30 protein-coding genes are annotated in these 21,978 nt (G+C 43.8%); 14 read left to right on the top strand and 16 right to left on the bottom strand.

What is annotated here, in order from left to right; genetic code table 11:
• The first annotated feature begins 3 nt into the window (after positions 1–3).
• Positions 4–450: a transcriptional regulator NrdR gene (gene nrdR / locus ICN26_RS03010; protein WP_215365132.1), complete on the top strand. Its 447-nt coding sequence runs from the start codon at positions 4–6 to the stop codon at positions 448–450.
• Here the strand turns inward: nrdR and ICN26_RS03005 are convergent, their stop codons facing one another.
• From ICN26_RS03005 to ICN26_RS02975, 7 genes are all read right to left on the bottom strand, one after another.
• Positions 451–1,623: an ATP-binding protein gene (locus ICN26_RS03005; protein ID WP_216266788.1), complete on the bottom strand. Its 1,173-nt coding sequence runs from the start codon at positions 1,621–1,623 to the stop codon at positions 451–453. It lies immediately after the preceding gene.
• Positions 1,624–1,777: 154 nt separating this feature from the next.
• Positions 1,778–2,443 carry an adenylate kinase gene (adk, locus tag ICN26_RS03000; RefSeq protein ID WP_216266786.1) on the bottom strand — a complete coding sequence of 222 codons (666 nt, stop codon included), beginning with the start codon at positions 2,441–2,443 and terminating at the stop codon, positions 1,778–1,780.
• Between the two features lie 104 nt (positions 2,444–2,547).
• Positions 2,548–3,303 carry a 3-deoxy-manno-octulosonate cytidylyltransferase gene (gene kdsB, locus ICN26_RS02995; RefSeq protein WP_216266784.1) on the bottom strand — a complete coding sequence of 252 codons (756 nt, stop codon included), beginning with the start codon at positions 3,301–3,303 and terminating at the stop codon, positions 2,548–2,550.
• A gap of 25 nt (positions 3,304–3,328) precedes the next feature.
• Positions 3,329–3,508 (bottom strand): Trm112 family protein, encoded by a 180-nt coding sequence (locus ICN26_RS02990; protein WP_216266782.1) that lies wholly within the window; start codon positions 3,506–3,508, stop codon positions 3,329–3,331.
• A gap of 19 nt (positions 3,509–3,527) precedes the next feature.
• Positions 3,528–4,622 (bottom strand): tetraacyldisaccharide 4'-kinase, encoded by a 1,095-nt coding sequence (gene lpxK, locus ICN26_RS02985; protein WP_216266780.1) that lies wholly within the window; start codon positions 4,620–4,622, stop codon positions 3,528–3,530.
• Positions 4,623–4,663: 41 nt separating this feature from the next.
• Positions 4,664–5,110 carry an ExbD/TolR family protein gene (locus ICN26_RS02980; RefSeq protein ID WP_216266778.1) on the bottom strand — a complete coding sequence of 149 codons (447 nt, stop codon included), beginning with the start codon at positions 5,108–5,110 and terminating at the stop codon, positions 4,664–4,666.
• Positions 5,107–5,742 (bottom strand): MotA/TolQ/ExbB proton channel family protein, encoded by a 636-nt coding sequence (locus tag ICN26_RS02975; protein WP_216266776.1) that lies wholly within the window; start codon positions 5,740–5,742, stop codon positions 5,107–5,109. The genes ICN26_RS02980 and ICN26_RS02975 overlap by 4 nt, the downstream gene beginning before the upstream one ends.
• A 314-nt stretch (positions 5,743–6,056) precedes the next feature.
• Here ICN26_RS02975 and xseA point away from each other — a divergent pair, with 314 nt between their 5' ends.
• Positions 6,057–7,268: an exodeoxyribonuclease VII large subunit gene (gene xseA / locus ICN26_RS02970; RefSeq protein ID WP_216266774.1), complete on the top strand. Its 1,212-nt coding sequence runs from the start codon at positions 6,057–6,059 to the stop codon at positions 7,266–7,268.
• Between the two features lie 20 nt (positions 7,269–7,288).
• On the opposite strand, the gene ICN26_RS02965 is transcribed toward xseA, so the two are convergent.
• Positions 7,289–7,702 carry a helix-turn-helix domain-containing protein gene (locus ICN26_RS02965; RefSeq protein WP_216266772.1) on the bottom strand — a complete coding sequence of 138 codons (414 nt, stop codon included), beginning with the start codon at positions 7,700–7,702 and terminating at the stop codon, positions 7,289–7,291.
• Positions 7,699–7,986 carry a type II toxin-antitoxin system HigB family toxin gene (locus ICN26_RS11075; protein WP_216266769.1) on the bottom strand — a complete coding sequence of 96 codons (288 nt, stop codon included), beginning with the start codon at positions 7,984–7,986 and terminating at the stop codon, positions 7,699–7,701. Before ICN26_RS11075 ends, ICN26_RS02965 begins: the two co-directional genes overlap by 4 nt.
• A 118-nt stretch (positions 7,987–8,104) precedes the next feature.
• On the opposite strand from ICN26_RS11075, the gene ICN26_RS02955 reads away from it, so the two are divergent.
• Positions 8,105–8,368 carry a HigA family addiction module antitoxin gene (locus ICN26_RS02955; protein WP_216266767.1) on the top strand — a complete coding sequence of 88 codons (264 nt, stop codon included), beginning with the start codon at positions 8,105–8,107 and terminating at the stop codon, positions 8,366–8,368.
• Between the two features lie 29 nt (positions 8,369–8,397).
• On the opposite strand, the gene murB is transcribed toward ICN26_RS02955, so the two are convergent.
• A complete protein-coding gene (gene murB, locus ICN26_RS02950) occupies positions 8,398–9,438 on the bottom strand; it encodes a UDP-N-acetylmuramate dehydrogenase (RefSeq protein WP_216266765.1) in 1,041 nt (346 codons plus the stop codon).
• A gap of 117 nt (positions 9,439–9,555) precedes the next feature.
• Between murB and ICN26_RS02945 the strand changes: the two genes are divergently transcribed.
• From ICN26_RS02945 to xerD, 3 genes are read left to right on the top strand one after another with little or no spacing between them, the layout of a single operon-like run.
• On the top strand, positions 9,556–10,041 hold the full coding sequence (locus ICN26_RS02945) for a YajQ family cyclic di-GMP-binding protein (RefSeq protein WP_046329570.1): 486 nt from the start codon (positions 9,556–9,558) through the stop codon (positions 10,039–10,041).
• Positions 10,042–10,049: 8 nt separating this feature from the next.
• Positions 10,050–10,229, top strand: a complete 180-nt coding sequence (locus ICN26_RS11070) for a CopG family antitoxin (RefSeq protein ID WP_216266763.1) — start codon at positions 10,050–10,052, stop codon at positions 10,227–10,229.
• The gene (gene xerD / locus ICN26_RS02935) at positions 10,201–11,133 is read left to right on the top strand and encodes a site-specific tyrosine recombinase XerD (protein WP_216266761.1); all 933 of its coding nucleotides are present in this window, start codon (positions 10,201–10,203) and stop codon (positions 11,131–11,133) included. Before ICN26_RS11070 ends, xerD begins: the two co-directional genes overlap by 29 nt.
• 41 nt (positions 11,134–11,174) lie before the next feature.
• Here the strand turns inward: xerD and vapC are convergent, their stop codons facing one another.
• Positions 11,175–11,579: a type II toxin-antitoxin system tRNA(fMet)-specific endonuclease VapC gene (vapC, locus tag ICN26_RS02930; RefSeq protein WP_216266759.1), complete on the bottom strand. Its 405-nt coding sequence runs from the start codon at positions 11,577–11,579 to the stop codon at positions 11,175–11,177.
• On the bottom strand, positions 11,579–11,818 hold the full coding sequence (gene vapB, locus ICN26_RS02925; protein ID WP_216860359.1) for a type II toxin-antitoxin system VapB family antitoxin: 240 nt from the start codon (positions 11,816–11,818) through the stop codon (positions 11,579–11,581). The genes vapC and vapB overlap by 1 nt, the downstream gene beginning before the upstream one ends.
• Before the next feature lie 96 nt (positions 11,819–11,914).
• Between vapB and plsY the strand changes: the two genes are divergently transcribed.
• From plsY to ICN26_RS02885, 8 genes are all read left to right on the top strand, one after another.
• Positions 11,915–12,550 carry a glycerol-3-phosphate 1-O-acyltransferase PlsY gene (plsY, locus tag ICN26_RS02920; protein ID WP_216266757.1) on the top strand — a complete coding sequence of 212 codons (636 nt, stop codon included), beginning with the start codon at positions 11,915–11,917 and terminating at the stop codon, positions 12,548–12,550.
• Positions 12,547–12,918, top strand: a complete 372-nt coding sequence (locus ICN26_RS02915) for an MAPEG family protein (protein WP_216266755.1) — start codon at positions 12,547–12,549, stop codon at positions 12,916–12,918. The genes plsY and ICN26_RS02915 overlap by 4 nt, the downstream gene beginning before the upstream one ends.
• Positions 12,919–12,964: 46 nt before the next feature.
• The gene (gene folE, locus ICN26_RS02910; RefSeq protein WP_216266753.1) at positions 12,965–13,717 is read left to right on the top strand and encodes a GTP cyclohydrolase I; all 753 of its coding nucleotides are present in this window, start codon (positions 12,965–12,967) and stop codon (positions 13,715–13,717) included.
• 14 nt (positions 13,718–13,731) lie between these two features.
• Complete coding sequence (locus tag ICN26_RS02905) at positions 13,732–13,965, top strand: hypothetical protein (protein WP_216266751.1); 234 nt, start codon at positions 13,732–13,734, stop codon at positions 13,963–13,965.
• A gap of 148 nt (positions 13,966–14,113) precedes the next feature.
• Positions 14,114–14,422, top strand: a complete 309-nt coding sequence (locus ICN26_RS02900) for a high-potential iron-sulfur protein (protein WP_216266750.1) — start codon at positions 14,114–14,116, stop codon at positions 14,420–14,422.
• A gap of 425 nt (positions 14,423–14,847) precedes the next feature.
• Positions 14,848–16,323: a mannose-1-phosphate guanylyltransferase/mannose-6-phosphate isomerase gene (locus ICN26_RS02895; protein ID WP_216266748.1), complete on the top strand. Its 1,476-nt coding sequence runs from the start codon at positions 14,848–14,850 to the stop codon at positions 16,321–16,323.
• 29 nt (positions 16,324–16,352) lie between these two features.
• Positions 16,353–17,489, top strand: a complete 1,137-nt coding sequence (gene gmd / locus ICN26_RS02890) for a GDP-mannose 4,6-dehydratase (RefSeq protein ID WP_216266747.1) — start codon at positions 16,353–16,355, stop codon at positions 17,487–17,489.
• Positions 17,490–17,511: 22 nt separating this feature from the next.
• On the top strand, positions 17,512–18,468 hold the full coding sequence (locus tag ICN26_RS02885; protein ID WP_216266745.1) for a GDP-mannose 4,6-dehydratase: 957 nt from the start codon (positions 17,512–17,514) through the stop codon (positions 18,466–18,468).
• 4 nt (positions 18,469–18,472) lie between these two features.
• Here the strand turns inward: ICN26_RS02885 and ICN26_RS02880 are convergent, their stop codons facing one another.
• The 4 genes from ICN26_RS02880 to ICN26_RS02865 are packed head-to-tail and all read right to left on the bottom strand — an operon-like array spanning position 18,473 to position 21,911.
• Complete coding sequence (locus tag ICN26_RS02880) at positions 18,473–19,573, bottom strand: MraY family glycosyltransferase (protein ID WP_216266743.1); 1,101 nt, start codon at positions 19,571–19,573, stop codon at positions 18,473–18,475.
• A 14-nt stretch (positions 19,574–19,587) separates the two neighbouring features.
• Complete coding sequence (locus ICN26_RS02875; protein ID WP_216266741.1) at positions 19,588–20,529, bottom strand: glycosyltransferase; 942 nt, start codon at positions 20,527–20,529, stop codon at positions 19,588–19,590.
• Positions 20,530–20,534: 5 nt separating this feature from the next.
• Positions 20,535–20,903: a hypothetical protein gene (locus ICN26_RS02870; protein ID WP_216266739.1), complete on the bottom strand. Its 369-nt coding sequence runs from the start codon at positions 20,901–20,903 to the stop codon at positions 20,535–20,537.
• Between the two features lie 12 nt (positions 20,904–20,915).
• On the bottom strand, positions 20,916–21,911 hold the full coding sequence (locus tag ICN26_RS02865) for a glycosyltransferase family 2 protein (protein WP_216266738.1): 996 nt from the start codon (positions 21,909–21,911) through the stop codon (positions 20,916–20,918).
• Positions 21,912–21,978 lie beyond the last annotated feature (67 nt).

Raw genomic sequence — 21,978 nt, 5'->3', positions numbered from 1 at the left:
CCATTGCGCTGCCCCTTTTGCCATAACGACGATACCCAGGTTCTAGATACTCGGGTATCGGACGAAGGCGATACCATTCGCCGTCGTCGCCGTTGTGCGAAATGCGATAAACGATTTACGACTTATGAACGTGTAGAGCTGGTGTTGCCAGCAATTGTCAAGAAGAACGGCAGCCGTGTTGATTACAGCCACGATAAGCTGGCTAGCTCAATTAAGCTGGCATTACGCAAGCGACCGGTCTCCTCTGATTCTGTGGATGAGGCAATTGCTCGTATTGAAGAAAAGTTGCTCAGCCTCGGCGAAAAAGAAATTCCAAGTGAACGCGTAGGTGAGTTGGTGATGCGCGAACTCAAGCGCTTAGATAAAGTCGCTTACATTCGCTTTGCTTCTGTCTATAGAAGCTTTGCTGATATTGAATCTTTTGAGAGTGCGCTGAAAGAGTTGAAGTAATTACAGCAACATTCGCTTCATGTAGTCGGAAAAAAGAGGCACCGTAAAGGCTGTATCACCATGTGCCGGGCTATAAACCATCCCTTTGCTGATCAAAGATTGTCTTAGGGGGGCTATCTGATGAACCTCTTTATTCATTGCTAGTGCAATATCACCTGATCTCGGGGTTTGACTATTTATGCCGGCCATAGCTCTGAGATAGTTTTTTTCCATGGGCGTGCATCTGTCAAATCTGACACGAAAAAAACTTGAGTCTAATTGAAGTATGGCTAATTCCGTTGCTACTAGTGCATCTTCCGCCGTAATAATCTGAGTTTTTGCAACCCCCCAACACATGCTGCCCCACTCCTGTAGAAAGTATGGGTAGCCTTTAGTTTGCTTAAGGATTTCATCGATAGCCTCAGCTTCAAAACTTACCTGATGCTGACCGACCGGGCGTTGCAAGGCTTCAGTAGCAGCCTCTGGTGGGAGTGGACCTATTTCGGGGAAGTCAAATAATCGCTCAGCATAAGACTTGGCTCTTCCTACGTTCCCAACTAACTGTGGGAGACCTGCACCCACCAAAGCCACAGGTAACTTTTTCTGAGCACATGCATGTAGCGCTGAGATGAGCGCTGCGAGTTCGATTTCTGGAACATATTGCAATTCATCGATGAAAAGAACAACCGCCGTACCCTTTTCCTTGGCCGCCTCACCAATAGCTTGCAAGAGTTCTGAGAGGTCGTAATCAAGATCACCAGTGTCCGCAACCCCAGGCTCAGACCCTAGTTCGAATCCAAATTCCATACCCTCATATTTAACTTTTGCAGAAGAAATAAAGCTGCCAAGTATTCTTACTGCCTTAGTAACAGCTTCACTCAGCCCAGATAATCGATTCAGCTTGAGTAGAGCCGCCCTTAGACTTGGAACAATCATCGCTGGTAGGTTTCGGTTTTCAGGCGATTCAAACTGAACACAGACTAAACCCTCCGATTCGGCATCATTTTTTAGCCTATTAAGCAGGACGGTTTTTCCAACTCCTCGAAGACCAACCATCAAGATGCTTTTTGCCGATAGCCCTTTTCTAATGCGATGCAAGGCAATCGATACGTCTTCTATTGTCTTATCACGCCCTGATAGTTCAGGCGGTGCAGAGCCTGCGCCAGGTGAAAAGGGGTTGTTTCGCGGGTCCATATATAAGGATCTTATGTAATGTTATGTAAAAAAGATAATATTACATAATATCCTTATATTCAACCATGCGGCATATGTGGTTTAGGAGGTGCGGATGTTGAGCCAAAGAAAAAGGGGCTGCAAAAGCAACCCCTTTAATCAGTGATGATGTTAATTATTTTAATTGCGCAAAGATGGAGGCGGTAATGTCATCAACGCTACCAGTGCCACTGACCTTGCGATAGGAGGGAGCCTTTACTTTGTCAGCTGCATTAGTTTGCGTTGCCCAAGTCGAGTAATACTCCACTAGTGGACGAGTCTGGTCGTTGTATACCTGCAAGCGCTTACGAACCGTTTCTTCTTTGTCGTCATCACGCTGAATCAAAGCTTCACCAGTGACATCATCTTTCCCTTCCACTTTTGGTGGGTTGAAAGTGACGTGATAAGTGCGACCTGAGGCAGGGTGAACGCGACGACCGCTCATGCGATCGATGATGGCATCAAACGGTACATCGATTTCTAAAACGTAATCGATTGGCACGCCAGCATCTTTCATGGCTTGTGCTTGGGGAATGGTTCTTGGGAAACCGTCAAACAAATAGCCCTTGCTGCAATCAGGCTGAGTTAAGCGATCTTTCACTAAGCCAATGATGATGTCGTCAGAAACGAGGCCGCCAGCATCCATAATTTTTTTAGCAGCAATGCCAAGTTCAGTTCCAGCTTTAACGGCAGCGCGCAACATATCGCCTGTCGAGATTTGTGGAATGGCAAATTTTTCGCAAATGAACTGAGCTTGTGTTCCTTTGCCAGCACCTGGTGCACCGAGCAGAATTAACCGCATTGTTTTCCCCTTAGAAGACCATCATTGTCCCGTATTTTTTCGGGATCCTTTGTTACTAATTCCTAGGATTATCCCCGAGAACCCCCGAATAACCAGATTCTGGGCTAGCTGGCAATGATGCGACGAACCCGCTCAAGGTCTTCAGCGGTGTCAACACCGGCTGGTGGGGCTTCGCTGGCTGTATGGACTGCAATACGGTAGCCATTCCAGAGGGCGCGCAGCTGCTCTAGGGCCTCTGCTCGCTCAGGCGGAGCCGGTTCAAGGCGGGTATAAGCCTCCAAAAAGTCGGCGCGGTAGGCATAGATACCCAAATGACGTAAATGGGTGATGGCTTGCTTCGAGTCCGGATCCCGAACAAAAGGAATGGTGGCTCTAGAGAAGTAGAGCGCCTCATTAGCGCGGTTGAGGACTACCTTGACTACATTGGGATTAGTAATTTCTGCGGTATCAACAATGGGTACTGCCACAGTCGAAATTGCACATGCAGCATTGTCGGCCAAAGTTTGAGCAACCTGATTGATCAGCTCTGGCGGAATGAGAGGTTCATCACCCTGAACATTAACCACTAAGGCGTCTGCTGGAAGTTTTAATAGTTGAGCTACTTCCGCAATGCGGTCTGTACCAGTGGGATGATCGGCGCTAGTTAATAAACACTCGATACGATATTCATCGCACGCCGCTTGTATTTCCGGGGAATCGGTTGCGACCACAACACTTTGAGCCAAAGATTGCTGAGCACGTTCAGCCACACGAATCACCATCGGCTTGCCACCAATGTCAGCTAGTGGCTTGCGAGGCAAGCGTGTTGAACCTAGCCTTGCCGGGATAACAACTAAAAACTCTGGGATCTTAATGCTCATGTACTCAATTGTGCTGAATCAATGATTAATTGACTTCGTCAGCAGAAAGGCTGCGGGCTTCATCAACGAGCATGACAGGAATGTCATTTCGAATAGGGTAAGCCAAGCGGTCCGCTTTACAGATGAGCTCGTGTTTTTCTGCATCCAAATGCAAAGTACTTTTGCACAAAGGGCAGACCAAAATCTCTAATAAGCGCTTGTCCATATTTGATCTTTGCTATCTTTTATAAAGTGTATTGATTTGGGTCGGGTCTTTGCAAGATCAACTGCAACCATTCTGACAATGTATTTGGGGTATCTAAACTCATCGGAACCACCCAAATGCGTTCATCCTGTATCAAAGTGCATTTTACGGCATCCTTTTCGGTAATGAGGATGCATTCAGCATTGATGGCGGAGAAAAATTCTGGGGTGTAGATAGCGTGATCAGCTAGGCCAATGTACTTGCCTGCAACACCTTGTTTCAGTAAGTCATCAAAAAAACGTTGAGGATTGCCAATTGCAGCGATAGCAGTAATCTTGTTTGGAAGATAGGTGTCTGCAATGGAGGATAAAGATAATTGATTGCTTGGATTATTCAGTTGATAAGGGGTACCCAGTTGACTGCTCAGTGTGAAAGCGCGTCGCCCTAAGTAGTATTCATCAACATGGCTAGCGGTAGGTGAGCTCGTACCAGTCATTAAAGTGGCATCTCGCTCGCGGGATACAGGCTCACGTAAGGGGCCGGCGGGTAGCAAGAAGCCATTGCCTTCGCCTCGTTGATCACGTACTACGAATTCAATATCGCGACCACCTTCTCTTGCTGGCCAACGTAGGAGACTGCGATGCTGCAAGCCATCATCGCTGATGATGACGTTTACAGAGGGGTCTTGTTTCAATAGAGACTGAATGCTGAGGGTTCTCTTAGGATGCACCCAAATCGGAAATTGATTTTCTGTCCGCTTAGCAATTAAGACAGGTTCATCACCAACTTCTGCAGGATTGGAATCGCTATTGACTTGACGAGGCCTGCTTGATGCGGTGGCACCATAACCTCTACTAATAATTCCGGGCTTCCAACCCATGCGTGCGAGTTGCTCAGCAAGCGCAATCACGATAGGCGTCTTACCGGTACCGCCTACGCGGATGTTGCCAACAATAATGATTGGTACTGGCGCTGGTTTACGTGTACCTAGGTTCAGATCGTTTACTAAATCTAATACTTGATTTATCCAGCCATAAATCTTAGATAGAGGCCAAAGCACCAGACTCGTTGGCCCACGTCTTTCCCAAAACTGGGGGGCTTTATTGAAGAAAGAAGATTTTTTGGGCGTTGACATTAAAGGCGACTGGTTGGGCTCAATGTTTCTGTTGTGTTGAATTATTTCTTAGTAGTTTGACTGCTAAATACGATATTTGCTAGGTTGGCATCACGCGCTGCTTCTAGGGCGCTCATGACCGCCTGGTGCGGCGCTTTAGCATCCGCATCGATATTGACTTGAATGGAAGCCTCTTTATTGAGGGCACTGAGGCTATTGCTCAGTTGGCTGCGATCGGTCACCTTGCCGTTAATCGCAAAGCGTCCATCACGACTCACTGCAATATGAATTTGTTTTACCTCCGACTGGCTTGCTGCGCCATTGGCAGTCGGTAGGGTGATAGCCAGCTCTTGGTAACGAGTAAAAGTAGTAGAGATCATCAAAAAGATCAGCACTACCAATAGCACATCAATAAAGGGGATGAGATTGATCTCTGGCTCTACTGGGGATGTATTCGTCCCTAGAAAAAATCTACCCCGATGATGAAGCTTATTGTCTAACCAACTCACTTGTTATCCGTAGAGTTGGTATTGTTGGGATAGAGCTTTTTAAATAATTGACGAGTAAATTCTTCACACTCATGTTGGCGTTGACTTGCCATAGCGCGCAGACCACGCCATGCAGCTAAAGCAGGAATCGCGATCAGCAAGCCAAAAGCCGTGTTGTACAGAGCAATCGAGATGCCATGTGCCAATTGTTGTGGATTGCCGACACCCTGGCTACCAAAAATTTCAATCATGCCAACCACTGTTCCAAATAGTCCCAATAAAGGGGCAACAGTCGCGATGGTGGCCAAGATGCCAAGATAGCGCTCTAGCTTTAGCCAAGTGGATTGAGCGCTGGCTTGTAGTTCTTCTAAGGCTGAATCTGCAGTATTGCCAGAGGCTTTTTCCCGAAGGATGCAGGCAAAGAGACTGCCTACGGGAGAAAGTTGGCCAATGGCGCTAATTTCAGGCTCTGAGACTGTTTTTTGCTGGGAAATGGTATTGGCGAGACCAAATACGGTTTCTAAACTGTCTTTGGGGAAGATATGAACTTGCCGCAGATACCAGGCGCGCTCAATGACAATAGCCAGCCCGATAATGGAGATGATGAGAAGGGGCCAGATAGGCCAGCCAGCAGACAGTAAGATTGAGTACATAAGCTCAGTACTTTAGCTGAATTAAAAACCGGTTTTCATAAAGCTAGCCTGTGGATAACTCTGTGCAAAACTTTTCATTAAGTGTGCTGTAAGTCCTTGATTGATGGTCAAAGTGGGTGGTTTTAAGGAAAACGTCCTAAAATTGGTCTGATGAATTATTGATATAAATCAATGGCTTGTAATTGCTTTGTTGGATTTATGAGACGTTTTGGGTCAGTAATTACTTACTTTTGAGTATTCAACCTAGGGCGTATTGGCTTCTGTGGATATTTATTGGTCGCAAAGCCTACTAGTTGTGTAGAAAAAGAGAAAAAATGTCGGAAATATCAAGGGAAATTCTGAGTGTTGGCGATCTTAACCGCGCCATTGCAAGCTCTTTAGAGGAGCGCTTCGATACCGTTTGGGTGAGCGGGGAGATTTCCAATTTCAAGGCTTATGACAGCGGGCACTGGTATTTCTCCTTGAAGGACGAAGAGGGGCAAATTCGCTGCGTGATGTTCCGCGGTCGCAATGGGCAAGTCGGATTTATGCCTCAATCTGGGGATTTAGTCGAAGTCGCTGCCAATCTCGGGTTTTATGTTCCACGTGGGGACATTCAGCTGACGGTGCAAAGCATGCGACGTGCAGGTATGGGTGGTCTATATGAAGCCTTTTTGAAGCTCAAGGCCAAACTCGCTAAAGAGGGCTTATTTGATGCTGAGAATAAGCGCCCAATTCCCACGCATCCGAGATCGATCGGCATTATTACTTCGCCGCAAGCAGCAGCCCTCAAAGATGTATTGAGCACATTGGCTAGAAGAGCCCCGCACATACCGATTGTGATTTACCCAACATTGGTTCAAGGACCTGATGCTCCCGCTGGAATTATTTCTGCGCTGAAGGCCGCTGAAAAAGAACACGCAGTCGATGTGATCTTGCTAGTTCGTGGCGGTGGCAGTATTGAGGACCTCTGGGCATTTAATGATGAGCAGTTGGCATATGCGATTGCGCAATCACCCATTCCGATTGTGAGCGGCGTTGGACATGAAACTGATGTCACGATTGCTGATTTTGTTGCAGACTTGCGTGCACCTACACCTACGGGCGCGGCAGAATTAGCAGCGCCACGACGCGATCAAATGTTGCAGGAGTTAGATGCCATCATGCAAGCATTGCTACAAAGAGTGAGCCAGCGAGTTGAGCGCGAAGCACAAACCTTGGATCAATTAGCCTTGCGTCTCAGTCATGCTCTCCCTAACCCTGATCGTATGCGTGAGCAAATTAGCGGTTGGCAAAAACGACTAAACCAAGCATGGCTAGTGAGAGTTGAAAATTGGAAGCGTGATCAAAGCCATTTCCAGTCTCAACTTGAAATGCTGAACCCACAAAGAACTCTAGAGCGGGGTTATGCAGTCATCTTGAGTAAAGAGGAGCGAGCAATGCATGCAGTGCGCAGCCCCAACGAGCTCAATACAGAAAGCGTATTTCAGGTGCGACTGGCAGAGGGGCGGGTAGAGGTGGAGTTTTCTAAGGTAAAGGAGAGTTAGCCGATTAATCTTCAGATTGATTAATAGGCGCGCTCAAAAAATACCCCAGCTGGTACCTTAAATCGTTTTGCCAAAGAATTAATTTGGCGAACATTAAGTTCGCGAGTGCCAGAAAGAATTTGAGAGATAACGCTTTGATTACCAACCTCAGGCAAATCAGATTGCTTAAGGCCATGCTGTTCCATTAAAAAAGAAAGAAGCTCTTGGGGTTTCGCATCTGGGACATCAAAGTGTTCTAGATCATAGGCTCGGATTAATTCGCTTGCCAGTTCAAATAAGTTTAGAAGAGGATGTTTTTTGGATAAGCCGATGACATCGCTCAACATATCTGCAAGTTCAACCATTTTCCGGTATTGTTTTTCGGAATGAATAGGGCTGAGATCAACGGTCTTTGCAAGGGCATTCCAAGCTTTTTGAAGATCATTTAAGTTCATTTCTTCCACCCATCTTTATCATAGTCTTTGTGAGTTAATACAGCCTTGATATAACAGAGCTGCCTTTCGAATTGGAGGTATGCCACCAGACGATACTTATTTCCACAAATATTAAATACATATAAATCGTGTACTTTGTCTGCCGATGCAAACACTTTCTTTAATTCAGAAAAGTTCTTACAAAAGCTGAATTCCATCAACTTTCGCCAAGCCTGGAGTGCTTCCCGAGCGTCTCTATGCTTTGCTGAAAACTCTAGCAGGCGACGGTTTGTAATCACTCTCATGGTGCAATTATATTGCAAATTGCAATATAACAGAATGTTGAAAAGTGGCCCTACTTTTATGAATGTCTATTAAAAAAGTTACCATTACGACACTGACTCCAAGAGCAAAAATAGACAGATGCATAACCCACCACACCCAGGTTTGATAATCAAAGAAGACATACTCCCTGCTCTAGGTATGGGTGTAACTGAGGCTGCACATCAATTAGGTATTTCGAGTGCTGCACTTTCTTATTTAATGAATGGTAGATCTACTATTTCGCCAGATATGGCCTTACGCCTCGAGAAATGGTTGGGCATTAAAAATGGAGGTAGTGCAGATGTTTGGTTGAGTCAGCAGGCTCAGTATGATCAGTGGCACACGAGGAAGAAAGCCTGCTGAGCTGATTTTGTGAGTCTGCCAAAACTTCTTTACAGAATATTTGGCTCAATCTCGAGCTTCACATGAAATTTCTTTAAAACTTCTTCTCGAATGCTTTTTGCAAGATTGAGGATATCGGTTGATGTCCCGCCACCATGATTCACTAGTACTAGCGCTTGCTTTTCATAAACGCCTACAGAGCCAACACGTTTGCCTTTAAAGCCACATTGATCAATCAGCCATCCAGCTGCCAACTTGCGTTTGCCATTGCTATCTGGATAAGAAACCAGGCTCGGAAATTGCTGGACCAGCTGCTCGCATTGTTCAGTGCTGACAATCGGGTTTTGGAAAAAACTTCCTGCATTGCCAATGACTTTGGGGTCTGGCAATTTTTGAGATCGAATTGCGCATACGGCATCAAAAATTTGCTTTGCACTTGGGCTAGAGTTTTCTTCAGAAAATTGCTTTGCCAGATCGGCATACTGCAACCGTGCTTGCCAAGATTTGGGGATTTTAAAAACGACCTTTGTCACGATAAATCGATTGGGATTTTGCTTAAAGTAGCTATCGCGATAGGCAAACTGGCATGCCTCTTGCGGGAGAGTGACAAAGGCATGGGCCACAGCATCAAATGCTTCAATACTGTCGATATATTCGCCTATCTCAACTCCGTATGCCCCAATGTTTTGAATCGGTGCCGCGCCAACTGTTCCTGGGATGAGGGCAAGGTTCTCAAGTCCTGGGAGATCGTGTTCTAGTGTCCAGGAAACCAATTCATGCCAATTGACCCCTGCGCCCACGGAGAGCCATGAATATTTCTGATCAGCCTTGATGATTTCCTGACCTAGAATTTTGATCAGCAGTGTTGCCCCTAGTAAAGACTCTGGAAGGATGACATTGCTGCCACCGCCCAATACTCGCCAAGCAAGTTTTTTATCCCCGAGTTCTTTCATGAGGGCTGGTAACTGATCCGCGGATGTGATCTCGTACGCCAATTCCGCTGTGGAATCCAGACCAAAGCTATTCCGGTGCTTGAGCCCCAGATTAGGGGTCAATTTTGCTGGATTGGGCGCATTTTTCGCGGAGTTCATGCCACAATCTTATTCGTGTTCGAGTTTCTGTTCGTAATTTATGGAAAAACTTGAAAAGTAACAATGCATTGATTGAATTTGCAGAATTGATTACCCAGATTATTTAAGGAGTTTGAGATGCCCTCATTTGACGTAGTGTGTGAGCCAGACATGATTGAGTTGAAAAACGCAATCGAGCAATCTAATAAAGAAATTACCAATCGTTTTGACTTTAAAGGCTCTGATAGCCGAGTTGAGCAAAAGGATGAGACTTTGATCTTATTTGGTGATGACGACTTTAAATTGGGTCAAGTTCGCGACGTTCTCTACGGCAAGATGGCTAAACGCAATGTGGACGTGCGTTACCTCAAAGACGACAAAAAAGAGACTATTGGTAGTGATAAGCGCAAGCAAACCATGAAGATCCAAAAAGGGATTACTTCAGAGTTAGCTAAAAAAGTAGTGCGCATCATCAAAGACAGTAAGATCAAAGTTCAGGCGAGCATTCAGGGTGATGCGGTGCGTGTTACGGGTACTAAGCGCGATGACTTGCAAGAGACTATGGCCATGCTTAAGAAAGAAGTCAGCGAGGCTCCATTAGGCTTTAATAATTTCCGTGACTAATTGACTGCATGACCACAAAATCGCCCAGAAAAGCTAAGGCTATTCCCGTCTTTTGTAGTGAAAGCGAGGAACGTGCTTTTTGGAAGACGCAAGATGCTTCTGAATACTTTGATTTTTCTAGGGCGATTCAACCCTCCCTTGTTAATTTAAAACCTAGCAATGGTCGGCACTCGAAACCAGCACCCTGATATTCCTCTATTGAGTGCCGAAGCCATCGAGCGCTTCTGTGATGCTTGCTGGTTGGAGAATGGCTTGGCAAAAAACAGTTTATCTGCCTATCGCCGAGACCTATTGCTCTTGGCTCAGTGGCTTCAAACAGATTCAGGTGCTGATCTCTACCAGGTTTCCGAAAAAGATCTCACTGCATACATTGCGCATCGACGCGCAGATAAAGCAACCACTGCTAATCGTCGGTTGACGGTATTCAAGCGCTTTTATCGTCATGCTCTGCGTATGAACTTAGTTAAAAGTGATCCTTGCATTGGTTTACGTGCTGCAAAACAAGCACTACGTTTCCCTAAGACCTTAAGTGAAGATCAGGTTACCGCCTTGCTGAATGCCCCCGATGTGGAGACTTCGCTAGGATTGCGTGATCGCACCATGTTGGAATTAATGTATGCCAGCGGCTTGCGTGTCTCAGAAATCGTTTCCTTAAAGACAGTTGCTCTAGGATTAAATGAAGGTGTTATCCGGGTGGTGAATGGTAAGGGCGGTAAAGAACGACTAGTTCCATTTGGTGGTGAGGCAGGGCAGTGGTTGCGCCGATACTTGGCTGAGGCCAGAACGCCATTGCTAGAAGGTAAAACTTCGGACGCGGTATTTGTGGGGCGTCATACTGGAACTGGCTTAACTCGTCAGGCTTTCTGGGCGCTGATCAAGCGCTACGCCACTATTGCTAATATTCCTGTTGCCTTATCTCCCCATACCTTACGCCATGCTTTTGCTACCCATTTACTCAATCATGGGGCTGATTTAAGGGTGGTACAGCTCCTTTTGGGTCATGCTGATATCTCGACTACGCAGATCTATACCCACGTTGCTAGAGAGCGTCTGAAGTCGATTCATCAGCAGCATCATCCCAGGGGCTCTTAACCTGTGTTTCCAGGGGATTTTGCTATGGCACGTCTCTAAATTTAGGCCTCAACCCAGTTCTCTAGAGCAAGGTTTGCAACTCTTTTAAATTCTCGTAAATTATTCGTTACTAGGATAAGCCCCTGGCTAATTGCGTGGGCAGCAATATGAATATCATTCTCACCGATTACTTCACCCTTTCGCCCTAGCGCTGCTTTAATTTGTCCGTAGTGTTGAGAGGCTTTTGCGTCATAAGGGAGAACCTCTAGATGGCTAATGAACTCCTCTATTGCCTCTAAATTCTTATCGACATTGGGACTCTTCTCTGCTCCATAAATTAATTCAGATAAGGTGATGCTTGAAATTGCCATGCGACTCGCATTCGTGTTGAAAATCTTCAATACTTCCACTGGTCTGCGCTTGAGTACGTAAATAACAATATTGGTGTCTAGTAAATACTTGAGCATTAAAGGTCTTCTCGCTTAACCGGTTTTTGTTCCCCGCGTTCATTCATAAAGTCATTAGACACAGATGGTCCGCTTAGGAAAAAGTTATCCCAAGTGTTTTCAAGCGGCGTAATAATTCGCTCACGACCGCGAATACGGACAATAACTTTTTTTACCTCATCCGGTAAACGGGCTTCTGCCGGCAATCTGACTGCTTGGCTGCGATTATTGGTAAACACCGTGGTAATTGCGATTGACATGGCATCCTCCTTGTGTATATAGCAATAGTATATAGCATTTTAGCTAGGGTTGGCAAGCCAAAATTAGTTAACTAGATAAGTGTTTAAGATAGCACCATGAATTTAACTTTAGATCTATTGCTCATTCCGATCTCCTACCTGATCGGTTCGATCTCTTTTGCGGTGGTGGTGAGCAAGTGCATGCGTTTGCCTGACCCCCATTCTTATGGCTCTGGTAATCCAGGCGCAACCAATGTTCTCAGAACGGGTAATAAGTTGGCAGCTGTGCTCACTTTGATTGGCGATGCCTTAAAGGGCTATTTCGCAGTCATGTTAGCGAGAGTATCGCTCGGCGATGAATCTTTAACATCAACACTCAGCTCTTGGTTGTTATGTGGTGTTGTGATTGCTGTTTTCTTAGGACATTTATTTCCGATATTCCATAGCTTCAAGGGTGGGAAAGGTGTTGCTACTGCCTGCGGCATTTTGTTTGGTATTAATTGGACTTTGGGCTTAGCAACTTTAAGCACCTGGATTATTGTGGCGATGTTTATGCGCTACTCATCCTTAGCTGCTTTGGCGGCTGCAATTTTTGGCCCAATCTATTTTGTATTTTTGTTTGGCTTTCAGCCGATGGGCATTGCGCTGCTGGTAGTGTGTCTTCTATTGATCTGGCGTCATCGCAGCAATATTGCCAATCTCTTGAATGGCAAAGAAAGTCGTATTGGCTCCAAGAAAAAAGGACAGTTATGACTATTGCTTATGGGTGTGTATTGTTCATGGGACTCTTTCCCTATGTAGCAACAGGTATCGCAAAAAAAGGATTTGAGGGTTATGACAATGGCATGCCTAGACAATGGCTTGCTCAACAGACGGGATTTAGGGCGCGAGCCAATGCTGCGCAAGCCAACCTTTTTGAATCTCTCCCCCTCTTCTTTGCTGCGGTGATCATTGCATCTATAAGCGATGCACCGCAAGGTAGGATTGATTTATTGGCAATTGGATTTGTACTGACGCGCATTGCCTATCTCATTTGCTATTTGGCTAATTGGCCAACTACTAGGTCAATCGTGTGGCTGATTGGATTAGCTTGCGTTGTAGCAATCTTCTTCCAGATTTAAAAGAACAAAAAGTAATTTATTAAATTCATCGAGACAATAAATAAACATGCCTGCAAAAAAAATTCCTGCGAAGACGGCTGCTAAGGCCCCTGCAAAAAAAGTTCCAGCTAAAAAGATTGACGCTGGTACACCATTGTCTGTGGTGATTCGTCGCCGTATTGAAGCTCAGAAGGCACGCTTTCATGCAAATGACAATATTGCTAAATTCATTCAGCCTGGAGAATTGGAGGGCTTAGTAGATGAAGTTGCTGAAAAGATGCAGGCTGTTTTAGAAAGCTTAGTGATTGATACTGAGAGTGATCACAATACTAAGAACACTAGCCAGCGTGTGGCTAAGATGTTTGTTAAAGAAGTGTTCAATGGTCGTTATGTTGAGCAGCCTACATTAACGAAGTTCCCTAACGTCAGTCGCTTAAATGAGTTGATGATTATTGGCCCTATTACTGTTCGTAGTGCTTGCTCTCATCACCTCTGCCCAATCATGGGTCGTATTTGGATTGGGGTGTTGCCAAGTAAAGAATCTGCTCTCATTGGTTTGTCAAAGTACTCACGCTTAACGGAATGGGTCATGTGTCGTCCACAGATTCAGGAAGAGGCGGTAGTGGAGTTGGCCGATATGCTGGAGAAAAAAATTAAGCCGACTGGTGTTGCAGTTGTAATGGATGCAGATCACTTCTGCATGCAATGGCGTGGTGTTAAAGATCGCGATTCCAAGATGGTCAACAGCGTGATGCGTGGAGCATTCTTAAAAGACTCGAATTTGCGTAGAGAGTTTTTGTCCCTCCTAGATAAAAGGTAGTCCAGAGCAAACGCATGACATTAACTAAATTGGGTTGGTATCTGACGAAAGTCACTACTACTCTGCTGGTGGGTTTTATCTTGATGGGATGCTCTTTGTATCCTGATGTGAATACCGACCCGACCAAAAACAATAAAGCTACTTTTCAACGAGATGCCTTAGATTGTGCGCAATCCTACCCAGAATCGGGATCAGGTACTCACGTAAAGCAGCGTATTGCCTGCATGAATCTCAAGGGCTGGCATTAGAAATTCACAGTAAATTCAATATGAGAACAATTCTCAACAAAATAGTCATATAAATCATATATTTAGATTGCCGATAGTGGACTAATTTGATCTGCTCTATGAGCCATTCAGATGCAATTTTTGTTCTATTTCACTCTCTGGAGAATGTATGAAAAATAGTCGCCGCCAATTTATGATTTTGTCCGCTGCCGGTGCTTGCACTTTGGCTTTGAACGGTAAAGTTCAAGCTCAAGCAATGGTTGCTGAAACAGATCCACAAGCTGCTGCATTGGGTTATAAAGCAAACGCTACTACTGTAGACAAAGCAAAGTACCCTAAGTACGCCGCTGGTCAGGTATGCGGCAACTGCGCTTTGTACCAAGGTAAGGCTGATTCTGCTGCCGGTGGTTGCTCATTGTTTGGTGCTAAGCAAGTTGCTGGTAAAGGCTGGTGCTCTGCTTACGCTAAGAAGACTTAATTAAATATTGGGCTTTGGACAAGGCTGCTTTAACAGCCTTTTTTCACGCCATAAATCTTGGATAGCTGGCTGCGCCCTAGGAATGTTTACTGGCCCCGAGATCCAAAAGTGATCTATTGAATTCGGCCAGCTGCAATTGAAGCTTTGCAGCCTTTAATTGCATAGTTTTTGGCAATTACCCACGTTTTCCTTGCGAATAGACTGGCCGCACTCGGTTTATGAGTCGCGTGGGTTGATCTTGGGAATGTTTCTTTTTGTCATTTTGACTACTTACTGATAGTTTTAAATGCCATTGCTTAATGGTCTTTATGATTACCCGCCTCGAGAATTTCTTGTAATTGCGCTCTTTTTAACAAAGAATCATATTAAAACCCATTAAAATCAGTAATTATTTATAAAAAGCATAAGTAGCCTCTTATTAGCCTATGTCATTAATTTACCCTGTAATTTTGTGTGGCGGCTCTGGTACCCGTCTTTGGCCTTTATCTCGGTCAGGGTTTCCGAAGCAGTTTTTGGTTCTTTCGGGAGACGGTTCTTCGGAAAGTCTTTTTCAGCAGGCTGTGAAACGCATCAATTCTGTTGGCGATGGGAAAGTCGCTATTGGCAATACCTTGGTAGTAACTAACGAAGACCATCGTTTTTTAGTTCTTGATCAGCTACGAGAAATAGGTTCTATCAATGCCACTTTATTGTTGGAGCCCTCTGGTCGAAATACAGCGCCTGCTTTGACTATGGCTGCAAAATGTGCAGGGGTCATGGGACAAGATCAAGATCCTATTCTGGTAATTACTCCAGCAGACCAAATAATTAAGAATCAAGGCGCCTTCACAAAAGCCCTTCAAGACTGCATTAAGGTGGTGGAGAGCGAGAGTAAGGCTATCGCAATACTTGGCATAACTCCAAATTCACCTGAAACAGGTTATGGATATATTCAGCGCTCCGATATCAAGGATAAGAACAATGCTTTTGTAGTGAATCGCTTCGTTGAGAAACCTAACTTTAAAACTGCCCAAGAATATTTGCTGGATGGCTCCTTTTTATGGAATGGTGGAATGTTTATTTCACGGGCAAGTACATGGCTATCTGCTTTAAAAGAGTTTCGTCCAGATATTTATGAGGCATCTGAGAAGGCATGGCAGACACAATCTGAAGATAGCTCAGATGGATTCCACTTCATTCGGCCGGGTAAAGAGGAATTTAAAAATATTCCCAGTGAATCCATTGATTATGCGGTCATTGAAAAATGTCCAGGATCAAACTTCCCGATAAAAGTAGTTGAACTTGATGCAGGGTGGAATGATTTAGGTGCTTGGGATGCGGTATGGCAGGTGGGCAAGCAAGATAAAGATGGAAATGTAACTAGCGGCGATACATTTTTAGCTAATTCTAAAAACTCATTAATTCATGCCAGTAGTCGCTTGGTTAGTGCAGTGGGAATTGAAAATTTAGTTATTGTGGAAACAGCGGATGCAGTTCTCATTGCGGACCGAAAAAATAGTCAAGATGTAAAAAGCATCGTTTCACAGCTTGAACTGCAAGGACGGGAAGAGAAGAGCCTTCATCGCAAAGTGTCTAGGCCATGGGGCTGGTATGACAGTGTGGATGAGGGTGAGCGTTTTAAAGTAAAACGAATTCAGGTTAAGCCAGGCGCAAGTCTATCGCTACAAATGCATCATCACAGGGCTGAGCACTGGATTGTGGTGAAAGGTGTAGCAGAGATTACTAATGGTGTTCGAGTGATTACTTTAAAAGAGAACGAGAGTACGTTTATCCCTCAGGGTCAAACTCACCGGTTGGCCAATAGAGGAATCGAGCCACTAGAGATTATTGAGGTGCAGTCGGGTAGTTATTTGGGCGAGGATGATATTGTTCGCTTTGAAGACCACTACGGGCGAAGTTAATTATTAATTGAAAGTCTAAGTTAAAAAATATGAGCGATAGCAAAAAAGTCAAAGTTGCATTGATTACTGGTGTTACGGGTCAGGATGGATCTTATTTAGCAGAATTTTTGTTGGAGAAGGGTTATATTGTTCATGGGATTAAACGTAGGGCCTCTTTATTTAATACTGAGCGAGTTGACCACCTTTATCAAGACCAGCACATTTATCACCGTAATTTTATTTTGCATTATGGTGACCTAACAGACTCAACAAATTTAATAAGAATTATTCAAGAGTGCCAGCCTGACGAAATTTATAATTTAGGCGCTCAGAGTCATGTTGCCGTCTCATTTGAGGTGCCTGAGTACACCGCCGATGTTGATGCAATTGGCCCGCTTAGAATTCTGGAGGCAATTCGTATTCTGGGCTTAGAAAAGAAAACTCGTTTCTATCAGGCATCAACTTCCGAATTATATGGTCTTGTGCAAGAAATTCCACAAAAGGAAACTACTCCCTTTTATCCACGTAGCCCATACGGCGTAGCGAAGCTCTACGCTTATTGGATCACGGTGAATTATCGTGAAGCGTATGGCATATATGCTTGTAATGGCATCCTATTCAATCATGAGTCTGAGCGTCGCGGTGAGACCTTCGTAACGCGCAAGATCACGCGTGGCTTAGCCCATATTTCTATGGGTATTGAAGATTGTCTATACATGGGCAATATGGATGCTCTTCGAGATTGGGGTCATGCAAAAGATTATGTCCGCATGCAGTGGATGATGCTGCAGCAAGATAAGGCAGAAGATTTTGTTATAGCTACAGGTGTTCAGTATTCAGTAAGAGAATTTATTATCCGTAGCGCTAAACAACTCGGCATTACTTTGGCTTTTGAGGGATCGGGTGTTAATGAGCAGGCTTTTGTAGCCGCCATTACTGCAGATAAGGCCCCTTCCGTTAAGGTGGGCGATGTGATTGTAAAAATAGATCCAAGATATTACCGACCAGCAGAAGTCGAGACATTATTAGGCGATCCAAGCAATGCTAAAAAGAAGCTGGGCTGGGTACCTGAAATTACCTTAGATCAAATGATTGAAGAAATGGTTGCCAATGATCTGGATGATGCAAAACAACATTTACTTCTTAAAAAATATGGGCACGATATTCAAAAGGGCAGAGAATCTTAACTTTATCTGAGCGGCAGTTACAATGAAACGAGCTCTCATCTGCGGAGTTTCTGGGCAGGATGGTGCCTACCTAGCACAGCTTCTTTTATCGAAAGGCTATGTAGTTTTTGGCAGCTCACGACATAAAGAAAAAACAGTGTTTCCTAATCTTGAAAAGTTAGGGATCCTTGCTCAAGTAAAACTCGTTAATATGACAACATCAGATGTATTGAGTATTAGGGATGCCTTTTTCTTGAGTAAACCAGATGAGGTCTATAACTTATCTGGACAAAGTTCTGTTGGCCTGTCATTTGAGAGGCCTGAAGAAACTAGGCAAAGTATTGTGGATACAACCATAAATGTTTTAGAGGAAATTAGACTTAACTATCCGAAAACCCGTTTTTTTGGTGCTGGCTCTGGTGAGTGCTTTGGCGAAACTCATGGCGTACCAGCGAATGAGGATACTGCCTTCAATCCCAATAGCCCTTATGCAGAAGCAAAAGTAGAGGCATTTAACTTGGTTAAACTATATCGTGATTCATTTAACCTATTTGCCTGTACTGGAATATTATTTAATCATGAGTCCCCATTAAGACCAACTCGTTTTGTAACGCAAAAAATTATTCGAGCTGCAATTGAGATAGCGCAAGGACGATGCAACAAGCTCACGCTAGGAAATATAGCTATTAAGCGAGATTGGGGTTGGGCTCCAGATTATGTCGATGCAATGTGGCAAATGTTGCAGCAAGACAATCCAGAAGATTTTGTGATTGCAACGGGCATAGGCCATTCTCTAGAAGAGTTTGCAGGGATAGTTTTTTCTCAAATAGGGCTCAAGTGGCAAGATCATGTATTGATAGATAAGTCTCTTTTTAGGCCAAATGAGGGAGTGGAGATTTTGGCTGACCCTAGTAAAGCAAAAGCATTATTAAGTTGGAGCGCTAAGAAGTCTTTGCAAGAAGTAATATCAGAAATGCTCTACGAAGCTCAAAAGAGCTGAGTTTTTATTTCAGCCAATTAGGTGTTTGGAATTTAACGATAGAGCGATAGATCCAAACATAAGTCGCGCAGAATAATAAAACGAAGCCTTGCAGTGCGAAGGTGTACTGCCAGAACAATACTGCGGGAAGCACTGCAAAGCTTGATAGGACCCACAGGTATGGGGAAGTTTTAGCGTTAGCATTTTTATTGAGGGTATTTCCAAATGAATCACTAACGCTTGAGTTTGCGAGTGCCCAGCGCATAATCCGACGATAAATTAATGTATGAAAGTGAGCGCCATCAGATATTCCCGGGTTTTTCCCTTGGTGTACTTTTCTACGCCAAATGGAGAATAAAGTTTCAAAAATTGGATAGGCATTTACCAGGAGGGCAAACCAAGGAGAAACTTGTTCATTACGAGTCACTATCATAATTGATAATACTGCGATCCAAAAACCAATTAGATAAGCGCCACCATCACCAAGAAATATTAAACCTCTTGGATAGTTCCAAATAAAGAACCCGCCAATAGCACCAACCATCATTAGAGCTGCAATCAATATTTCTATATCCCCAACTCTAAATGCTACTGATGCTATAGCAAGTAAAGTAATGATGCCAACCATGCTTGCTAAACCATTGAAGCCGTCAATGATGTTGTAAGCATTAGAGAGGCCTGCAATAGCAATACAGGTGAATAAAATTGAAATTACAGGAATGGCTAAAAGTGAATCAATTCCCCATAAAGAAATGTGGGAGATCCAAGCATTTAAAAAGTAGCCAGCTAAGCCCCCAGAGATTGCGGTGCCCATAAGTCTGTTAGACACACCAACGCGTTTACTCAAATCTTCGGCAAACCCGATTAAAAATGCGAGGCTACCACAAGCAACTATAGTCATTAGCAAAATTCCATTATTAGTATCTTGTAAGTAGCGTATAGAACTAGCCATCCATAGAGCAAGATATATGCTAATTCCACCAATGCGGGGTACGGAAGAGATATGGAATTTTTGCGGACCCAAAAGATCCAGGTCGCCTGTGATGTGTTGATGAACGCTCTGATAGCGAATAATTAATAGTGAGGCGATTAGAGAGCATAAAAATGCGCTAATGAGGGTGTACATGTTTCTATCTTATTCTAGGCGTCAACTTTTAGGTGTTCTTTTTGCTTATTATTAGGTGGAAGCATTACAAAACTAATGCAGGCCATTAAAAATAGAAATTTATCTTTAAGTCTTCTACGACATTGCCAGAAATGACTTGTTAAAGAGAGGTAGCCGAGGCGATTGCCTTTGGACCAACTTGACACAAATGGACTAGTTCCCAGGCCAACCGCATTTGCAATAAGAAGTGATTGGTTTAGCCCCCAGCCATTTAAGACTTTTTTGACTCGCCCCAGAAATGCAGACAGGCCTACGTTTGCCCCTACCTGGTTATTTGCATGCTGGCGATATAACAAACTCGAATAAGGGTCAATAAACCAGTGATATCCATTAGCTCGAGCATAAGCATATATCAGCCAATCATGAAGGCTGATGCGGTTAACGGCACCCCAATTAATAAGGATAAAATTTTGCAAATTGATCGCAAATTTTTTCGTTAGCACATATGTGCAGCCAGGGCCAGCTGCTTCGAACAAAAAGTCCCACTTGACTTGCTCCTGCGCTTTATTAATGAAAAGCTTTTTCCCATTAGGCCAAAATGCAGTGATATTGCTTGAGTAAGCATCGGCATTACATTTATTTAGACTGACAATCGCCGTAAAAAGTTTTTTTGTCAGCCAAATATCGTCTTGATCTGAGAGCGCAACATGGTCATATTGGTTGAAATTAATGTTTTTTATTAGGTGGTAGAAGTTGGCAGCCGCCCCGCCATAATGTTGCCCATAAGTAAACGTATGAATGCGGGATTCACTTTTGGATAGTTGATCAATGAAATCTTCTGTACCGTCGGAGGATTGATCTACATTGATGTAGAGAGAAACCATCACTCCTTCTTGCGAGAGAATGCTATCAATTTGCTCTTTGAGCCACTGTTTGCCGTTGAATGCTGCAAGTAATACTGCTACTCTCGGTTGCATATGCTTTATTTCTCGGCGATTAAAATGAGCTCTTCCCCTGAGTCGGGGTAAAAACGCCCGTAAAAAGTCAGAGCGAGGCGGGAAAAATTCAATATAAGCCATAGAGGGAGTGAATTTTCATGATTGGTCTTGAGTCGAGCGCTGGCTAAAAGAACCCCTGCTGCACTAAAGTTGCTCGTAATCACTTTAATTTTGCTAAATCCTGCTTGCTTTGTTGCAGATAACAAAGCCTCCTTAGTAAATATATGTAAATGTCGTGGAGGCTCAAGACCATAAGCTGAGATGATTTTGGGAAATAAAGCAACGCCAACAAATAAAGGTAGGATATTGGAGGATGAATTCCAAGTGACATTATGTTTAGTAGATCTCACCATCAAAACTTCAAATCAAGTTGGGTCTAATGAAGTAATTGGAATGATGTCGCATTTTAGGGTTTTTAAATTAAGCCTACCCCGAATATTGGTGTAACCATGCCTAAGTCCTAATATCATGAGTTGAAAACGTAATGCACGCTCTTGAGAAAAGCATAAGAAGAATACAAAAAATTTAACTAGACGAAATAGTAAAAAAATTCTCCAGGTAAAGGGCATATATAAATCCTTAAGCATGAGCAACGTATTTCGAAACATATAGTAGTCGCGTAAAGGGGCATGTTCTGAGATATTGCGTATGCCAAAAAACCAAAACTTTTTGACCTTATCTCCCAAGGAATGAATCATTTTTGCATCATAAATGCCGATCAGTTGATAGCCCTTTAATAGCGCGCGTAAACACCATTCCGTGTCCACGTGATCAATAAAGTAGTCACCCCTCATTCCACGTAGCTCGATTAATTTTGGCAAATCAATCAGGGTTCCGGAGCTAATTAAAAAACTCGCAAACACTATATTACTGGTGAGTATTTTTGACTCAGGACGATGCCAAAAAGGAATTTTGAATTTACCCACCATGAACAGGGACTCAAAGTTAGTGCGCAGGTCGTAATACTGCGGGCTAGCTGCGATGATATTAGAGAATGATTTTTGTGACTGAGAAATCCCTAAGAGTAAGTTTTCAACCATCCGCTCTTCGGGCATACTGTCCTGATCAAGCAACAATATATAGGCAACATTTTGCTTGATGGCAAACTCAATGCCGATATTTTGGGCATGCGCAATTCCCATGTTTTCGGTTAGACTTACATAGGACACTTTGCATGTTGAATTAAGCTCAGATAAAGCATCACAGGGGTTAGGCGAGTTATCAACTATCATCACTGCACCTACCTGTTTGCTAGTGTTACGAATTAATTCCTTTAGATGAGCTAAGTTGGGCTGGTAAGCAACAATGATAGCTAATATTGAAGGGGTTGATGAATGCATAATTGGTATATTATCAATCAATTTTTTTCCTGATTAATCAAGCCTATGGCCAGATAATAAAAGTCACCTACTTTATCTACCAAAATAA

The sequence above is a fragment of the Polynucleobacter hallstattensis genome, from assembly GCF_018881835.1.
Classification (GTDB): Bacteria; Pseudomonadota; Gammaproteobacteria; order Burkholderiales; family Burkholderiaceae; genus Polynucleobacter; species Polynucleobacter hallstattensis.
Note: the sequence above shows the minus strand (reverse complement) of the source record. Positions and strands in the feature narration are given on the sequence as shown.

What these genes read in the sequence shown, in the direction of transcription:
- ICN26_RS03005 (WP_216266788.1), bottom strand. Translation starts at nt 1,623, where the DNA reads ATGGACCCGCGAAACAACCCCTTTTCACCTGGCGCAGGCTCTGCACCG.
- adk (WP_216266786.1), bottom strand. Translation starts at nt 2,443, where the DNA reads ATGCGGTTAATTCTGCTCGGTGCACCAGGTGCTGGCAAAGGAACACAA.
- kdsB (WP_216266784.1), bottom strand. Translation starts at nt 3,303, where the DNA reads ATGAGCATTAAGATCCCAGAGTTTTTAGTTGTTATCCCGGCAAGGCTA.
- ICN26_RS02990 (WP_216266782.1), bottom strand. Translation starts at nt 3,508, where the DNA reads ATGGACAAGCGCTTATTAGAGATTTTGGTCTGCCCTTTGTGCAAAAGT.
- lpxK (WP_216266780.1), bottom strand. Translation starts at nt 4,622, where the DNA reads ATGTCAACGCCCAAAAAATCTTCTTTCTTCAATAAAGCCCCCCAGTTT.
- ICN26_RS02975 (WP_216266776.1), bottom strand. Translation starts at nt 5,742, where the DNA reads ATGTACTCAATCTTACTGTCTGCTGGCTGGCCTATCTGGCCCCTTCTC.
- xseA (WP_216266774.1), top strand. Translation starts at nt 6,057, where the DNA reads ATGTCGGAAATATCAAGGGAAATTCTGAGTGTTGGCGATCTTAACCGC.
- ICN26_RS02965 (WP_216266772.1), bottom strand. Translation starts at nt 7,702, where the DNA reads ATGAACTTAAATGATCTTCAAAAAGCTTGGAATGCCCTTGCAAAGACC.
- ICN26_RS11075 (WP_216266769.1), bottom strand. Translation starts at nt 7,986, where the DNA reads ATGAGAGTGATTACAAACCGTCGCCTGCTAGAGTTTTCAGCAAAGCAT.
- ICN26_RS02955 (WP_216266767.1), top strand. Translation starts at nt 8,105, where the DNA reads ATGCATAACCCACCACACCCAGGTTTGATAATCAAAGAAGACATACTC.
- murB (WP_216266765.1), bottom strand. Translation starts at nt 9,438, where the DNA reads ATGAACTCCGCGAAAAATGCGCCCAATCCAGCAAAATTGACCCCTAAT.
- ICN26_RS02945 (WP_046329570.1), top strand. Translation starts at nt 9,556, where the DNA reads ATGCCCTCATTTGACGTAGTGTGTGAGCCAGACATGATTGAGTTGAAA.
- ICN26_RS11070 (WP_216266763.1), top strand. Translation starts at nt 10,050, where the DNA reads ATGACCACAAAATCGCCCAGAAAAGCTAAGGCTATTCCCGTCTTTTGT.
- xerD (WP_216266761.1), top strand. Translation starts at nt 10,201, where the DNA reads ATGGTCGGCACTCGAAACCAGCACCCTGATATTCCTCTATTGAGTGCC.
- vapC (WP_216266759.1), bottom strand. Translation starts at nt 11,579, where the DNA reads ATGCTCAAGTATTTACTAGACACCAATATTGTTATTTACGTACTCAAG.
- vapB (WP_216860359.1), bottom strand. Translation starts at nt 11,818, where the DNA reads ATGTCAATCGCAATTACCACGGTGTTTACCAATAATCGCAGCCAAGCA.
- plsY (WP_216266757.1), top strand. Translation starts at nt 11,915, where the DNA reads ATGAATTTAACTTTAGATCTATTGCTCATTCCGATCTCCTACCTGATC.
- ICN26_RS02915 (WP_216266755.1), top strand. Translation starts at nt 12,547, where the DNA reads ATGACTATTGCTTATGGGTGTGTATTGTTCATGGGACTCTTTCCCTAT.
- folE (WP_216266753.1), top strand. Translation starts at nt 12,965, where the DNA reads ATGCCTGCAAAAAAAATTCCTGCGAAGACGGCTGCTAAGGCCCCTGCA.
- ICN26_RS02905 (WP_216266751.1), top strand. Translation starts at nt 13,732, where the DNA reads ATGACATTAACTAAATTGGGTTGGTATCTGACGAAAGTCACTACTACT.
- ICN26_RS02900 (WP_216266750.1), top strand. Translation starts at nt 14,114, where the DNA reads ATGAAAAATAGTCGCCGCCAATTTATGATTTTGTCCGCTGCCGGTGCT.
- ICN26_RS02895 (WP_216266748.1), top strand. Translation starts at nt 14,848, where the DNA reads ATGTCATTAATTTACCCTGTAATTTTGTGTGGCGGCTCTGGTACCCGT.
- gmd (WP_216266747.1), top strand. Translation starts at nt 16,353, where the DNA reads ATGAGCGATAGCAAAAAAGTCAAAGTTGCATTGATTACTGGTGTTACG.
- ICN26_RS02885 (WP_216266745.1), top strand. Translation starts at nt 17,512, where the DNA reads ATGAAACGAGCTCTCATCTGCGGAGTTTCTGGGCAGGATGGTGCCTAC.
- ICN26_RS02880 (WP_216266743.1), bottom strand. Translation starts at nt 19,573, where the DNA reads ATGTACACCCTCATTAGCGCATTTTTATGCTCTCTAATCGCCTCACTA.
- ICN26_RS02875 (WP_216266741.1), bottom strand. Translation starts at nt 20,529, where the DNA reads ATGCAACCGAGAGTAGCAGTATTACTTGCAGCATTCAACGGCAAACAG.
- ICN26_RS02870 (WP_216266739.1), bottom strand. Translation starts at nt 20,903, where the DNA reads ATGGTGAGATCTACTAAACATAATGTCACTTGGAATTCATCCTCCAAT.